Origin of the sequence: Aquisalinus flavus, from assembly GCF_014640095.1 — a bacterium.
Taxonomy (GTDB): domain Bacteria; phylum Pseudomonadota; class Alphaproteobacteria; order Caulobacterales; family Parvularculaceae; genus Aquisalinus; species Aquisalinus flavus.
In genome coordinates, this window is sequence record NZ_BMGH01000001.1 from 1825976 (window position 1) to 1839653 (window position 13678).

General features: G+C 61.9%; 17 protein-coding genes. 1 reads left to right on the top strand and 16 read right to left on the bottom strand.

The annotated features are described in order from the left end of the window. Positions 1-58: 58 nt before the first annotated feature. From pal to ybgC, 6 genes are all read right to left on the bottom strand, one after another. Positions 59-586 carry a peptidoglycan-associated lipoprotein Pal gene (gene pal / locus IEV88_RS08410; RefSeq protein WP_188158872.1) on the bottom strand — a complete coding sequence of 176 codons (528 nt, stop codon included), beginning with the start codon at positions 584-586 and terminating at the stop codon, positions 59-61. A 175-nt stretch (positions 587-761) separates the two neighbouring features. Continuing rightward, positions 762-2084: a Tol-Pal system beta propeller repeat protein TolB gene (gene tolB, locus IEV88_RS08415; RefSeq protein ID WP_229731439.1), complete on the bottom strand. Its 1323-nt coding sequence runs from the start codon at positions 2082-2084 to the stop codon at positions 762-764. A gap of 120 nt (positions 2085-2204) precedes the next feature. Next, positions 2205-3113 carry a cell envelope integrity protein TolA gene (gene tolA, locus IEV88_RS08420; RefSeq protein ID WP_188158870.1) on the bottom strand — a complete coding sequence of 303 codons (909 nt, stop codon included), beginning with the start codon at positions 3111-3113 and terminating at the stop codon, positions 2205-2207. Positions 3114-3140: 27 nt separating this feature from the next. Beyond that, a complete protein-coding gene (locus tag IEV88_RS08425) occupies positions 3141-3557 on the bottom strand; it encodes an ExbD/TolR family protein (RefSeq protein WP_188158869.1) in 417 nt (138 codons plus the stop codon). Further along, complete coding sequence (gene tolQ, locus IEV88_RS08430) at positions 3558-4277, bottom strand: protein TolQ (protein ID WP_188158868.1); 720 nt, start codon at positions 4275-4277, stop codon at positions 3558-3560. It lies immediately after the preceding gene. A gap of 174 nt (positions 4278-4451) precedes the next feature. Then, positions 4452-4877, bottom strand: coding sequence for a tol-pal system-associated acyl-CoA thioesterase (gene ybgC, locus IEV88_RS08435; protein ID WP_194420139.1), 426 nt, complete (start codon positions 4875-4877; stop codon positions 4452-4454). Between the two features lie 101 nt (positions 4878-4978). Between ybgC and IEV88_RS08440 the strand changes: the two genes are divergently transcribed. Further along, positions 4979-5527: a PH domain-containing protein gene (locus IEV88_RS08440; RefSeq protein ID WP_188158867.1), complete on the top strand. Its 549-nt coding sequence runs from the start codon at positions 4979-4981 to the stop codon at positions 5525-5527. On the opposite strand, the gene IEV88_RS08445 is transcribed toward IEV88_RS08440, so the two are convergent. From IEV88_RS08445 to IEV88_RS08490, 10 genes are all read right to left on the bottom strand, one after another. Beyond that, on the bottom strand, positions 5524-5952 hold the full coding sequence (locus IEV88_RS08445; RefSeq protein ID WP_206711230.1) for a DUF3052 family protein: 429 nt from the start codon (positions 5950-5952) through the stop codon (positions 5524-5526). The genes IEV88_RS08440 and IEV88_RS08445 overlap by 4 nt on opposite strands. Continuing rightward, positions 5949-6431 (bottom strand): HD domain-containing protein, encoded by a 483-nt coding sequence (locus tag IEV88_RS08450; protein ID WP_188158866.1) that lies wholly within the window; start codon positions 6429-6431, stop codon positions 5949-5951. Before IEV88_RS08450 ends, IEV88_RS08445 begins: the two co-directional genes overlap by 4 nt. A 53-nt stretch (positions 6432-6484) precedes the next feature. After that, on the bottom strand, positions 6485-7531 hold the full coding sequence (gene ruvB, locus IEV88_RS08455; protein WP_188158865.1) for a Holliday junction branch migration DNA helicase RuvB: 1047 nt from the start codon (positions 7529-7531) through the stop codon (positions 6485-6487). Next, a complete protein-coding gene (ruvA, locus tag IEV88_RS08460; protein WP_188158864.1) occupies positions 7528-8187 on the bottom strand; it encodes a Holliday junction branch migration protein RuvA in 660 nt (219 codons plus the stop codon). Before ruvA ends, ruvB begins: the two co-directional genes overlap by 4 nt. Continuing rightward, a complete protein-coding gene (gene ruvC / locus IEV88_RS08465) occupies positions 8184-8702 on the bottom strand; it encodes a crossover junction endodeoxyribonuclease RuvC (protein ID WP_188158863.1) in 519 nt (172 codons plus the stop codon). The genes ruvA and ruvC overlap by 4 nt, the downstream gene beginning before the upstream one ends. A 77-nt stretch (positions 8703-8779) precedes the next feature. Then, a complete protein-coding gene (locus IEV88_RS08470; protein WP_188158862.1) occupies positions 8780-9997 on the bottom strand; it encodes a tetratricopeptide repeat protein in 1218 nt (405 codons plus the stop codon). Between the two features lie 91 nt (positions 9998-10088). Continuing rightward, positions 10089-10736 carry a thiamine phosphate synthase gene (thiE, locus tag IEV88_RS08475; protein ID WP_188158861.1) on the bottom strand — a complete coding sequence of 216 codons (648 nt, stop codon included), beginning with the start codon at positions 10734-10736 and terminating at the stop codon, positions 10089-10091. A gap of 64 nt (positions 10737-10800) precedes the next feature. Beyond that, complete coding sequence (locus IEV88_RS08480) at positions 10801-11199, bottom strand: MAPEG family protein (RefSeq protein WP_188158860.1); 399 nt, start codon at positions 11197-11199, stop codon at positions 10801-10803. 20 nt (positions 11200-11219) lie between these two features. Next, positions 11220-12113: a fructose bisphosphate aldolase gene (locus tag IEV88_RS08485; RefSeq protein WP_188158859.1), complete on the bottom strand. Its 894-nt coding sequence runs from the start codon at positions 12111-12113 to the stop codon at positions 11220-11222. A 289-nt stretch (positions 12114-12402) separates the two neighbouring features. Next, positions 12403-13599, bottom strand: coding sequence for a phosphoglycerate kinase (locus tag IEV88_RS08490; protein ID WP_188158858.1), 1197 nt, complete (start codon positions 13597-13599; stop codon positions 12403-12405). Positions 13600-13678 lie beyond the last annotated feature (79 nt).

Genomic DNA, 13678 nt, shown 5'->3' on the forward strand with positions numbered 1-13678 from the left:
TGCGCCAGAGCAGGTCTGGCGCATTTCATTTCAGCCACAATGGCGATCACGGGACGCCTTAGGCGCCGGTGGTGACCAGCATGGTGGTGGCGTTACGGTTCTGGGCCCATGCCTGCGGATTTGAACCAGTCTCGATCGGGCGTTCCTTGCCGTAGGAAATGGTGGTGATGCGCGATCCATCGACACCGAGGCTCGTCAGATAAGCCTTGGCAGAGTTGGCACGGCGGGCACCGAGTGCCAGGTTGTATTCACGGGTGCCGCGCTCGTCGCAGTTACCGGCGATACGCACGCGCGCTTCCGGATATTGCTTGAGCCAGGCAGCCTGGCGGGCCAGCTGGGCCTGAGCTTCGCTGGTCAGGTTGTACTCGTCGTACCCGAAGAAAACGCGGTGACCGACATTCTCTTCCAGGTCTTCCTGCGAACCAGGAACGACTGAGGAAGTTTCAACCGTATCTCTCGGTGTGACGACTTCACGGGTCGGTGTCGTGTCAGCGACTTCCGTCTCTTCCGGCGTAGAAGAACAGGCAGCGACGGCCGCGAGGGCTACAACGATACCGGTGTTGATAAGAAATTTTTTAATAGGCATTTTAAACTTCAGCTCCACTTTGCGTTCTGCAAGGCTGTTTGAGGCGTTGAAGATCCCTCTAAAGCCCCCTTAATGCAGGGTTAGGCTCCCCATAAGCCTGTTGACCGCGACGAATCTACTCTTATTCCAGCTTTTTTCAATAAGCTCTGAACATTGTTGCTAAAACTTCACCCATTTACGGCAGCAGCGGCGACCAGGCAGGGTCGGATGCTTCACCCGGCGTCGTGACCTGGCGCAGATTCTGCCCCGTCAAATCGACAGACCACAGCGAAACCGGACCGCCGGGATTTGATTCACGCGAGAACATGATGACCCGGCCATTCGGCGCCCAGGTCGGGCCTTCGGCGAGATAGCTTTCGGCCAGCAACCGCTCGCCCGTGCCATCCGGCCGCACGACGCCGATATAGAAGCGCCCCTGGTGCTGGCGGGTAAAGGCGATCAGATCACCCCGGGGCGACCAGACCGGCGTGCCATAACGCCCTTCCTTGAAGGTGATTCGGCGCTGGTTGGAGCCATCGGCATTCATGATATAGATCTGCTCCGAACCGCCGCGGTCGGACGAAAACGCGATCTGCGAGCCATCCGGCGACATCGAAGGCGAGGTGTCGATCGCCGGGTTATCCGTCAACTGAGTTGCCTGGCGGGTGCGCAGGTCCATGATCGAGATGTCGGAATTGCCGTTGCGTTCGGAACTGAGCACTACCTTGGTGCCGTCCGGCGAGAAGCGCGGGGCGAAAGTCATGCCGCGGAAGGAGCCGAGCGCCTCTTGCTCACCAGTTTCGATATTGAAAAGGTAGATCTGGGCCGGGCGGTAATCGAACAGGGCGAGATAGGTAATCTGCTGCTGGGTCGGCGAGAAGCGCGGCGTCAGCACGTCATAGTCGAGCCCGTCGGTAAGCGGCACGGGGTTGGCGCCGTCCTGATCCATGATCATCAGCCGCTTGACCCGGTCGGTCTTCGGACCCGATTCGCCGACGAACACGACGCGGGTATCGAAATAGCCCTTCTCGCCGGTCAGCTGTTCATAGGTGAAGTCGGCGACCTTGTGCGCGGCGCGGCGCCAGTTTTCCGCCGGCGTCTTGAAGGCGATGGAGGCAAGCTGCTGGTTGCCATAGACGTCCCACAGACGGGTGTTGACCTGGATGCGGCCGTCATCGGTCGGCAGCACCTCGCCCGCGATCAGCACCTGGGCATTGATGATGCGCCAATCCTCGAAGCGCGGACGCTCGTGAATGGTCTCAAGTTTCTGCACATAGGCGCGCTGGTCGATCGGCGAGAACAGGCCGGACCGCTCGAGGTCGGCCATGATGACATTGGTCAGGTCCTGCGCGAGGGCGGATGTTTCCGATCCCGCCGAGAGATAGGTCGGCACTGCAACCGGCATCGGATCGACCGTCCCTTGCGTGATATCGATCTCGACCTGGGCACTCGCCGGCCCTGCGACAGAAATCATGGCCCCGGTGAGGAGCGCTGCAGTCATGGCAAGAAACTTATTCATTTTACGGATCATCTTTTTCTCTCGTATCCCGGTCGGTTTGCACCAGCTTCCGCCAGAAGCGTGGCCAAAGTTAGACTCTCACAGCGTTTTTCTCGACTTACAATCTCGTCACCGATTTGTTTAGTTGACGCCGCCCATCTGCGACGGGTCGAAATTGAGAATGAAGGTCTGGGAATAGCGTTCCTGCGGGAGGAAATCATAGGGCGCGCATTTGACCACCGCAGAGACGGCCTCGCGCTGCGCCACGACCCAGAACGGATTACCGGATGTCCTGATCTGCAGGGCATTCAATACCTTCGGCTCGTTCTTCAGCTGGCCCGAGGAGGTCAGCTCGAACTGGACGCGAACCAGCAGCTTCTCTGGCTCAGGCGCCCCCGCGGTCGCATTGATATTCCAGCACGGCTGCATGCGCGACTTGAACATCGCCTCCTCGCTCGCCGTCAGCTTGTCACCGAGGCCGACCTGGTTGCGGTCGCGGTCCGACTGCTGTGCCTGACCGGTCTCTGCCGGCGCTTCGCGCGGCGCATTGGTCTCCTCGCGGTCAAGGTCGGTCAGCGCACTTTCCAGCGCAGACAGGTCAAGCTCAGGCTCCTTTGGCTTCGGCTCCTGTTTTGGCTCTTCTTTTTTGGGTTCTTCTTTTTTCGGCTCTTCTTTCGGTTGCTCGGGCTCGGGCTCGGGTTCCGGCTCTGGCTCTGGCTCCGGCTCCTGTGCTTCGGTTTCCGGCGGCAGCTGTACCGGCTCTGGTTCCGGTTCGGGCTGTTGTTCTTCCGGCTGCGGCTCAGGCTGTGTCGTGGGAACGGGGGGCTGCGCCTCGATCTCTTCCGGTGCAGGCTGCTCTATCGCCTCGGCTTCCGGCTCCTTGCGGGTTTCCACGACGGACAGGCGGTCTGACAGCTCAGCCTCTGAGATGATCTCGATTGGCACGATCGGATCCGATGGCGCCACGGGCCGCCAGCTCGGCGGCACGATGAACCAGACGCCGACCGCCGCGACATGCAGCAAGGCTGATATGAGGGTGGCAAAACGCATCGCCTGGAAACTGCCTCCTGGGCCGGATTATTCGGTAACCAGCGCCATGCGGGTGAAGCCGGCCGCTTTCATGCGCCCCATCACCTTGGCAACGCGGTCATACACAACGGTCTTGTCGGCCCGGATATAGATGTCCTGCTGATAGCCTGCCTGTGCCACGGCCTGCAGATGCGGGACGAGATTGTCGTAATCGATCGCCGTTTCCTGCACATAGATCGCGCCATCGGCACGGATCGTGATCGTCAGCGGCTCGACCGAGCTGTTGATCGCCGTCGCCTCGGTTTCAGGGGCATCGACTTCGATGCCGACGGTCAGCAGGGGCGCCGCGACCATGAAGATGATCAGCAGCACGAGCATCACGTCGACCATGGGCGTGACGTTGATTTCCGCGACCGGCTTGTTGCGGCCACGGCCATTGCGGTTGTTGCCGACGCTCATGCCCATCTACTTGGCCCTTTCATCGAACTGGCGCGACAGGATGGTGGCGAACTCGTCGGCAAAACCCTGCAGCCTGACGGCGTAGGAATTCAAGGCCGAAGAATAATGGTTGTAGCCCATGACCGCCGGGATGGCGGCGACGAGGCCGAGGGCCGTGGCGAACAGCGCCTCGGCAATACCGGGGGCAACGGCAATCAGCGAAGTGTCGCCCTGCTGCGCGATTGCCTGGAAGGCGTTCATGATGCCCCAGACGGTGCCGAACAGGCCGATGAACACGGCGGCCGACCCGATGGTAGCGAGTATCGACAGTCCGGTCTCGGCCTTTTCCAGCTCGCGATTGATGGTGAGGTTCATCACCTTCTCGATCCTGTCCTGCGCGCTGACGACGAGAGCGGAGGATTTGACCATAGACTTGGTGCGGTCCCACTCGCCCATGGCGGCGACGAAGACGCGGGCCATGGGGTGATCGGCCTTGTCGCGCTGCTTCATATACATCTCGTCGAGCGGCTTGCCAGACCAGAACGCATCCTCGAACTTTGACGACTTGCTCTTCAGCTTGCCCAGCAGCAGCGACTTGTCGATCATGATCGCCCACGACCAGATGGAGGCCAGCACCAGGATGACCATGACCGCTTTGACCAGCGGATCGGCCTGCATGAACATGCCCCAGATGCTGAAATCGTGACCCAGCGCGGCGTCCGTCGTGGTGGACACTTCAGTCTGCATGGAAGACCCCTCAAAAATTGCGGCGCTGCAGCGCCTGTTAACCGTAATCATGCCCGTCTAGCACATCTGACGGCATTTAGTACGACACTTGTAGGACAAAATAAGGCAAACGGCAGCCTCAACAGGCCGCCTGACAATGATTTAATCCATGATGAATAAGCGGTTAACGGCAGCTCAGCCCTCGCCGCTGCCTTCAGGCGCAAGGCGTGCCATCAGATCCGCCGGCAGACGACGCGGTTTGCCATCGAGGGAGATACAGGCGATCTCGACCCCGGCGCTCGCCAGCTGCTCCGCGCCGCGCCAGATTTCCTGCGAAAACCAGAGCCTTGCGCCCTTTGCGGCGGTCACCGTGCTGCGCACCTGCAACAGGTCATCGATGCGGGCGGGACGGATAAACTCGACGGTAAGGCGCCGCGCGGTGAAGGCCAGCTTGTCCTCCCCCTCCAGCAGCGCTGCATGACCGATGCCGGTTTCACGCAGGGCTTCGGTGCGGCCGCGTTCGAAGAATTTCAGGTAATTGGCGTGATAGACGACGCCCGAGAAATCTGTGTCTTCATAATAGACCCTGACTTCGATTGTGGAGGGGGTGATCGATGGCATGATGGGAACCGCCCTTCGGCAAATCTGTTTCCCCTGTGATCCGGCATTTGCCGGCGAATGGCAAGCCGCCAGCGGCGGCCGACCGGGAGGGACAAAGCCTAATGACCAGCTATGTGCGCCAGAGTCTGACCCATGACGAGCAACTGCTCGCCGAGGGCAATTTTCCCTGGCCCTATCACGCGCTGTCGTGGATCGCGCTGTTCACACTCGGCTGGGTGCTGATCGGCATTTATATCTGGGCGCGGATGCAGATCCATTTCGCGGTAACCGAAGTCGGTGTCACCTCCCAACGGGTGCTGATCAAGCGTGGCCTGTTCAACAAGTGGACGATGGAGCTGGGCCTCGCCAGTGTCGAACAGGTGGAGGTGCGCCAGAGTCTCATCGGCCAGATCTTCAATTTCGGCACGCTGGAAATGCATGGCTCCGGTGAAGGCGAGCTGACCAGCCCTCCGATCGCCAGGCCCGTGGCCTTCAGGCGTGTCCTGTCGGAGGCGATTTTCCATGCCCGCAACCCGAAGGTGAAGATCGACCATGAGGGGGAGTTTACCGTGCCACACGGCGCGGGCGCCGAAGGCCAGACCGCCAGCAATAGCATCACTGTTCCGCTGGGCCCGAAAACCAGGCGGAAACCGGCAGCCCATGGCCGTTAATACCTGTCCTTGACCGGGATCACCAGTTTCAGCCCGGACCAGACCTCGTCGAGCGCGCATTTCTTGATGTCGACCAGCCCGTTCTGCAGCGCCGAATTGCGCGCGACATGTTCATCGACCGATGTTTCCATGCCGGATTTTTTCTTTGGCCAGCTCAGCCAGATCATGCCGTCCTGCGCCAGCTGGTCGCGCATGATCGCCATATAGACCTGCAGCTTGTCGGCGCGGGTGACGAAGACATGGATCAGGTCGAACGGCCCGCCGGACAGGCCGCGCCAGGTCTTGACCAGCTTGCGCGCCGCGAATTCATCGTAGCCGGACAATTGCGGCAGGGTCTCTGGCACATTCATCAACAGCGCCCGCTGGCCATGGCGATAGCCGAGCTTCCTCAGCAAGGGGGTGCCGGAATAGCCTGCTTCGGTCAAAAGACGCTCCTGATCGCTTCCACTGTTTCGGCCGGCAAGACGTCCGCCAGCATTGCCAGTGCCTTGCGGTATTTCGCTTCCATTCTGGCACGTTTGACCGGGTCTTCGATCTGAGCGGCTTTCGCCAGATTGTCAGTGGAGTCGGCAAACTTGACCACTTGCGATATCGGATTCATCAATACACGGGCCATATAATCGTCGAAATACTCTTCGTCCGGCCGATGAGTCATTGCCTCTACGCCGCGACAGATCTCCTTGCCGAACAATTCCTCTATCTCCTCAAGGCTCGCCTCCGTGTCTTCAACTGAATCGTGAAGAGCAGCGACGATTTCGTATTCAGGTCCGAAGGATCTCACTCTCCGCGCGACGTCCAGCACGTGATGTAGATAAGGATTTCCCGCCTTGTCCCTCTGACTACCATGGTTTGCAGCAGCGAATTCATAGGCCCGGGCAATCTTTTTTGCAGTTGCTTTTGTCATCTATCCTCCTGATCCCGAAGAAACCACAAATGGCGGTTATTCCAGAATGGTTGTTATTTCCCGAACAGGTCCTGACCGGGATTGTTCGGGGCCTGCAGGCCGAGATGGGTCCATGCGCGGGGCGCGAGCAGGCGGCCGCGCGGGGTGCGCTGGATCAGGCCCTGCTGCAGCAGGAAGGGTTCGATGACATCCTCCACGGCATCGCGGGCCTCGGCCAGCGACGCCGCGATGGTCTCGACCCCGACCGGACCGCCACCGAAATGCTCTGCAATCAGACGAAGATAGCGCCGGTCGAGCACGTCGAGGCCGAGCGTGTCGACTTCAAGGCGCGTGAGGGCGCGGTCGGCGACCTCGCGGTCGATGATGGCGGCATCCTCGACCAGTGCGACATCGCAGACCCGGCGCAAGAGGCGGCCGGCGACGCGGGGCGTGCCGCGTGAGCGGCGGGCGATTTCCCGGGCGCCACCCTCGGCCATCTCCGCGCCCAGCTTGCCGGCGCCGCGGGTGACGATCTGGGTCAGTTCGTTCTCGTCATAAAAATCAAGCCGCACCGGAATGCCGAAGCGGTCGAGCAGCGGCTTGGACAACAGCCCGGAGCGCGTCGTCGCGCCGATCAGGGTGAAGCGCGGCAGGTCGATCTTGACCGAGCGGGCGGACGGCCCCTCCCCGATCATGAGATCAAGCTCGAAATCCTCCATCGCCGGATAGAGCACTTCCTCCACCGCCGGGCTCAGCCGGTGGATCTCATCGATGAAGAGCACGTCTTTTTCTTCAAGATTGGTCAGCAGCGCGGCGAGGTCGCCCGCCTTGGTGATGACCGGGCCCGACGTGGCACGGAAATTCACGCCCAGCTCGTTGGCGACGATATGGGCGAGCGTCGTCTTGCCGAGGCCGGGCGGCCCGTGGAACAGGACGTGGTCCATCGCCTGGCCGCGCCGCGCCGCCGCCTCGACGAAGACCGACAGATTGTCCTTGGCCTGGCGCTGGCCGACAAAGTCCGACAGGCGCTTGGGCCGCAGCGCTGCGTCCGCGTCCACTCTGGCGTCTTCCGGGCGGCGCTCGCCATCGATGATCCTGTCTTCTGGCGCGGTACTACTCATACGCTAGCCAGCTCTTTCAGGGCGGCCTTGATCAGCGCCTGAACATCCGCCTGCGGATTGTCGGCGGCAGCCCGCGTCACCGCCTGACGCGCCACGGTCGGATCATAGCCGAGATTGCCGAGCGCCGAGATCGCATCGGCCTTTGCGCCTGTGGGTGCGGCTGGCATAACGGGATCGGCAACATCCGCCGGCGCCTTGCCGCCCTTGCCCGCCAGCGCTTTGGCGAGACCGGCCTTGCCCGCGACCACCGCCATCAGGTCCGGCGCCTTACCGGAAAGCTCGGTGACGATCCGTGTCGCGATCTTCTTGCCGACGCCCTGCGCCCGCGCGATGGCGGCATCGTCACCGACCGAGATCGCATCGAGCAGGCCCGCCGGGTCGAGCACCTGCAGGATCGCGAGCGCTGCCTTGGCGCCAACGCCACTGACCGTCTGCAACAAGCGGAAACAATGGCGTTCGGCCTCGTTCGCAAACCCGTAAAGCCGGATGAAATCCTCGCGCACCACCGTGTCGATCGACAGGCTCGCCGCCTCGCCCGGCTGCAGCCGGTCGAGCATCCGCGCCGTGCCATTGACCTCATAGCCGACGCCATGGACATCGATGATCGCCGTCTCGGTCGCGACGCTCAGCACAGTACCTTTTAGATGACCGATCATGCCGACCTCCTTGCCTGCGCGCCGACGCGCGCTGCGCCAGCATGGTGGGAATGGCAGATGGCGACGGCGAGCGCGTCGGCCGCGTCCGAACCCTGATTGCCGGCCTTGGGCAGCAGCACCCGGATCATCGCCTGGACCTGGCGCTTGTCGGCATGGCCGACGCCGGTTACCGCCTTCTTGATCGAATTGGCCGGATATTCCGCCACCGGCAGACCGGCGCTTGCCGGGGCCATCAGGCAGACGCCGCGCGCCTGTCCGAGCAGCAAGGCCGAGCGCGGATTGGCGTTGACGAAGGTCTCCTCCACCGCAGCCATCGCCGGGCGGAATTCGGCGAGCACGGCCATCAGCGCCTCGTGCAGGCAGGCAAGCCGCGCGCCCATGTCGAGCTTGGCGTCGGGCTTGATCTCCCCCGCCGCGACGAAGGCGAGCCGTCCGGCGGCATCGGCCTCGATCACACCCCAGCCGGCCGAGCGCAGCGCCGGGTCGATGCCCAGAATTCGAATCATTTCACTCATCTGGACAGCATAGGGGAGTTCGAACACAAGGCGAACACTTTGCGCGATCTTTTACAAAAAGCAGGGACTTCAGGCAATCAATCGCGCAGCTTGCGGCGCTTCGGCTTGTCATCCTCTCCCGCGTCCTCATCCTCTTCCGGCTCCACGGAAGCGACACGGGTTTCCTGCGGCTGGGCGCGGACAGGTGTTTCGACGGAAGGTGTTTGCGCAGCGAGGGTCTGCGGTGCCTGCAGCGTTTGTTCGTTCCGGGGCTGAGGGCGAACCGTGCGCTGGGCGATCAGCATCTCCTCCAGCTGATCGCGCAGCCCGGTACGCTCGGCGACCACTTCCTGCGGCTCGCCTGCCGAGGAAGCGACGGATTTCTCGGCCCAGTCGAGTGCCTTGGTCAGGTCCTGCGACCGGCCTGTTCCTTCGGCCAGCGCGACAGCGTAGAGAAACTGCCCTTCCGCATCGCCGCCTTCGGCCGCCTTCTCGAACCAGTCGGCAGCCTCTTTGGACGATTGCGGCATGCCCTTGCCGTTATAGGCGAGCAGGCCGAGCGAGGTATAGGCCGGCAGGAGGCCCTGCGCCGCTGCTTGTTTGAGCCAATAGACAGCGCGTTCAGGATTGCTCTCGATACCAAGCCCGGCTTCGAGGATCAGGGCGAGATTGTACTGACTGTCGGCATCGCCCTGCTCGGCGGCCTGTTCGAACCAGTTTGCCGCCTGGGCATAGCTGTGCGGCTTGCCCGTGCCGGTCAGGTAGGCAAGACCGAGATGATATTGCGCCGCGGGCTCGCCCGCGTCGGCGGCCTGTTCGAACAGCTCGGCCGCACGATTGGCGTCTTCAGGCACGCCCTGGCCGGTGGAATAGAGATAGCCGAGCCTGACCATGGCGAGGGTGTGACCCGACTCCGCCGCCTTGGCATACCAGCCAGCGGCGCGGTTGTAGTTCTGTTGCACGCCGTCGCCCCTGAAGGCCAGCTCGCCCAGCGCATATTGCGCGTAAGGGTGTCCGGCCATGGCTGATTTGACATAGAGCGTGCGGGCGGCAGGCTTATCCTGCGGTCCGCCAAGGCCATTCTCGTTCAGCTGCGCCATCAGGAATTGCGCGTCCGGATCGTCCATGGCAACGAGTGGCGCCGCGAGCCTGCGGGCCTCTTCGTAGTTTTTGGCACGATACGCCTCGAGCGCCGGGCGCAGGGAATTGGCCTGTGCGGCACCTTGCGCCGGAACAGCCTGCACGGCGCCCGCGGCAGGAACCGCGAGGGTGAGGCTGAACGGCAGCAGGGCCACAAAGATCAGGCTTTTACGCATATCCGCTGCACATGCTCATGATTCAGGGGCAAAAGAATAGCCAAACAGTGGCACTCAATGCCTCAAGCGTTAACGGGTCGCTAACGCCCCGTCAGGGTCTTGGCCCCAGCACCGCAGCGAACCGGCCCATCGCCGCCACCGGACCATCGGACGCATTCCAGAGCGCGCTGGAAACGGCAATGAAATCCGCACCAGCCTCGATCAGCGGCGCGGCATTGTCCGGCGTGATGCCGCCTATCGCGACGCAGGGTACGGTCGTCGCCCTCGACCAGAAATCGAGGATATCCGGATCGGCCCTGTGCACGACGTCCTTCGTCTCCGTCGGATAGAAGGCGCCAAAGGCGACATAGTCAGCCCCGGCCTCGCCGGCCTCCATCGCCAGATGGGTCGAGTTGTGACAGGTCACACCGATGCTGGCGTCGGGCCCCAGAATTTTCCGCGCTTCGTCATAGGGCGTGTCGCTCTGGCCGATATGAACGCCATCGGCGCCGGCCTTTCTCGCAAGGTGCGGATGATCGTTGATCAGCAGCGCCACATCGAATCGCCGGCACAGCGGCAGCAGCGCCTCTGCAGCGCGCAGGATCGTCTCTTCCGTCACATCCTTGAGCCGCAATTGCAGGCACGCAACCTGCGCAGGCGTATCGGCCCCGGCAGTGAGAACATCGGCATAGAGGTGCGCAAAGCCATCGAGGTTGTCGATTGCCGGTGGCGTGATCAGATAGAGCTGACAGTCGGTCATGGCGCTGATTAAGGCGCAATCGCCGCTCGGCGCAAGGGTTACCCCACAGAACGGGAGTCTATCCTCAGGACAAGATCAGACGCTGGAACAGGAACAGGGCCCACATCGCGAAAATGGCGAGGAAGTTGATGGTGAAGACCAGTCCGCGGCGGATGATGTCCGCCGACAAGGTCGCGACATAAAAGTGCCAGAGCCGCCCGACGATGAAGACCCACGCCAGGATAAAATAAAGGCTGTTGACCATCTCTCCCGCCCACACCATCGCGACGAGCGCGTAGAACAGCACAGGCGCCTCGAACTGGTTGGAAAGGGTGGCGCTGACCCGCGCCTCCAGTGCCCTGACGTCGCGGCCCTCGCGCTGATGCTTTCGCACCAGCGAGAGCCAGGCATAGAGAAAGACGATCAGTGCCAGATGGACCGCCACCGGCCAGAGGATCAGGTCACGGTCTATCTGGATCAGCATCAGGTCCTCGTTGTCAGCACTCAGCCAGCCTTGGAGGCTTCACAGATGGAGTCAATCGCCGCCGTGAGTGTCGCGTTGAACTCCTCGTCCGATTGCTGCGCAGACAGGCCCTCGGTCAGCCCCCTGGAAAAAGACGCGATCATGCCGGCATTCTGCGCCAGCTTCCCGTTCGCCTCGTCACGGGCATAACCGCCGGACAGGGCAACGACCCGCATGACCTTCTCATGCTCGATCAGCGGACGGTAGTGGTTGGCCCTTGTCGGCAGCGAGAGCTTCAGCATCACCTGAGTGTTTTCAGGTAACTTGTTGAGATGGTTTGATATCTCTTCGAGAAGAATGTCTTCCGCGTCCGCCTTGTCGGCAATGGTGATCGTCACCTCCGGCTCCAGTATCGGCATCAGGCCGTGGCGGCGTATCTGCTCACCAACCTCGAATTGCTGGGCGACGATAGCGGCAATGCCATCCCGGTTCGCCACGTCGATAACAGAGCGCATCTTGGTGCCGAAAATGCCCTTGGCGACCGCTCGCTCGCACAGGGCATCGAGTCCGCCGATGGGCTTCATCAGCTTGACGCCGTCCCTTGCCTCTTCCAGCCCCTTGTCGACCTTGAGAAACGGCACGACGCCGCATTGTTCCCACAGATACTGCGCACTCGGCGTGCCGTCGATCTCGCCATCCATCGTCCTTTCGAACAGGATCGCGCCGATGACCTTTTCGCCGGTAAAGGCGGGCGACTTGATGATCCGCGCCCGCATCTCGTGCATCAGCGCAAACATGTCCTCGTCATTGCTCCAGGCGGTCTCGTCGAGGCCATAGCCCTTCAGCGCTTTCGGCGTCGAGCCGCCGGACTGATCGAGCGCGGCAATGAAGCCGGCTTTGCCGGCCATCTGGGCCGCCATGTCAATCTTGTTCATGGCAGCCTCCGCATACAGATTTCTTGGTCGAAAGTTGACACGCAACCGCGTGCAGGGCGCACCGGGCGCCACAGGGCAGGATCGTCTCCATACGCTCTCTCCAGTTATCGGGTCCGGGCAGCTCTTTTCGCCGGTGAGGACGTGGCCGCTTACAAACCCTCATAGGCAAGGAGCGTGCAGTGCACCATAGTGCGGGCTGCAGAAATTTCGTTGTTAGCGCTACAATGATCAATGTTAGCGCTATTCTGATATCAGTGGCCTACGGAATGTCGGGGAGCCCGGCGCGCGCTCAAACCTCCAGCGCCTTCACGCCTGGTAGTACCTTGCCCTCCATCCACTCCAGGAAGGCACCGCCGGCGGTCGAGACATAGGTGAAGTCGTCGACGACGCCTGCCATGTTGAGCGCGGAGACCGTGTCCCCGCCCCCGGCGACGGCGACAAGTTTGCCTTCCCTGGCCAGTTTCGCGGCAAATCTGGAAGCCTCGACCGTCGCGACATGGAAAGGCTCCGTCTCGAACGCGCCGAGCGGCCCGTTCCACACCAGCGTCCGGCAGCTTTCGAGCAGCTCGGCGATATGATCGACACTGTCGGGGCCAAGATCGAGCACCATCTCGTCAGCCGCGACATTGTCGGCGGCCTTGACCTCGGATTTCGCGCCCGCCTTGAATTCCTTGGCGACGACGACATCCTTCGGCAGGATGATCTGGCAGCCGGCACCGCTGGCTTTCGCCATGATCTCATTCGCGGTGCCGACAAGGTCCGGCTCCGCCAGAGACTTGCCGACATCCATGCCCATGGCGAGCAGGAAGGTGTTGGCCATGCCACCCCCGACAACGAGATATTGCGCCTTTTCGATCAGATTGGTCAGCACGTCGAGTTTGGAGGAAACCTTCGCACCGCCGACAACGGCCATCATCGGCTGTTTCGGATCTGCGAGCGCCTGTGTCAGGTAATCGAGTTCGCGTTCCATCGCCTTGCCGGCAGCCGAGGGCAGGATATGCGCCAGCCCCTCTGTCGAAGCATGGGCGCGGTGCGCGGCGGAAAAAGCATCGTTGACGTAAAGGTCACCATTGGCTGCAAGCGCCTTGGCGAAGTCAGGGTCATTCTCTTCTTCGCCCTTGTGGAAGCGGGTATTTTCCAGAACAACGATATCGCCCGATCCGGCAGCCGATACGGCAGCCTTTGCTTGATTGCCGATGCAATCGGCACCGAAATAGACGCGCTCGCGCATGATCTCTTCCAGTCTCTTGGCGACCGGCTCCAGCGACATCGACTGGACCCGCTCGCCCTTGGGACGGCCGAAATGGGACAAGAGGATGACCTTGGCGCTGCGGTCGATCAGGGCACGGATCGTCGGCAGCGCCCGCTCGATCCGGGTGACGTCGGTAATCTCGCCCTTGTCGTTCATCGGCACGTTGAAATCGACCCGAACGAGGACGCGCTTGCCTGCTAGTTCCTTGAAATCACTGATGGTCCTGTAGCTCATGATCGCGTCTCCGGTCTGGTGTTGGGTTACGTTGCCCATGATGTAGACCGGGCAGCGGCGGAATAAAAGGGCCGTTGCA

Bases quoted from the DNA above. Each gene is read 5' to 3' on its own strand.
- pal (WP_188158872.1), bottom strand. From the start codon at position 586: ATGCCTATTAAAAAATTTCTTATCAACACCGGTATCGTTGTAGCCCTC.
- tolB (WP_229731439.1), bottom strand. From the start codon at position 2,084: ATGAATAAGTTTCTTGCCATGACTGCAGCGCTCCTCACCGGGGCCATG.
- tolA (WP_188158870.1), bottom strand. From the start codon at position 3,113: ATGCGTTTTGCCACCCTCATATCAGCCTTGCTGCATGTCGCGGCGGTC.
- IEV88_RS08425 (WP_188158869.1), bottom strand. From the start codon at position 3,557: ATGGGCATGAGCGTCGGCAACAACCGCAATGGCCGTGGCCGCAACAAG.
- tolQ (WP_188158868.1), bottom strand. From the start codon at position 4,277: ATGCAGACTGAAGTGTCCACCACGACGGACGCCGCGCTGGGTCACGAT.
- ybgC (WP_194420139.1), bottom strand. From the start codon at position 4,877: ATGCCATCGATCACCCCCTCCACAATCGAAGTCAGGGTCTATTATGAA.
- IEV88_RS08440 (WP_188158867.1), top strand. From the start codon at position 4,979: ATGACCAGCTATGTGCGCCAGAGTCTGACCCATGACGAGCAACTGCTC.
- IEV88_RS08450 (WP_188158866.1), bottom strand. From the start codon at position 6,431: ATGACAAAAGCAACTGCAAAAAAGATTGCCCGGGCCTATGAATTCGCT.
- ruvB (WP_188158865.1), bottom strand. From the start codon at position 7,531: ATGAGTAGTACCGCGCCAGAAGACAGGATCATCGATGGCGAGCGCCGC.
- ruvA (WP_188158864.1), bottom strand. From the start codon at position 8,187: ATGATCGGTCATCTAAAAGGTACTGTGCTGAGCGTCGCGACCGAGACG.
- ruvC (WP_188158863.1), bottom strand. From the start codon at position 8,702: ATGAGTGAAATGATTCGAATTCTGGGCATCGACCCGGCGCTGCGCTCG.
- IEV88_RS08470 (WP_188158862.1), bottom strand. From the start codon at position 9,997: ATGCGTAAAAGCCTGATCTTTGTGGCCCTGCTGCCGTTCAGCCTCACC.
- thiE (WP_188158861.1), bottom strand. From the start codon at position 10,736: ATGACCGACTGTCAGCTCTATCTGATCACGCCACCGGCAATCGACAAC.
- IEV88_RS08480 (WP_188158860.1), bottom strand. From the start codon at position 11,199: ATGCTGATCCAGATAGACCGTGACCTGATCCTCTGGCCGGTGGCGGTC.
- IEV88_RS08485 (WP_188158859.1), bottom strand. From the start codon at position 12,113: ATGAACAAGATTGACATGGCGGCCCAGATGGCCGGCAAAGCCGGCTTC.
- IEV88_RS08490 (WP_188158858.1), bottom strand. From the start codon at position 13,599: ATGAGCTACAGGACCATCAGTGATTTCAAGGAACTAGCAGGCAAGCGC.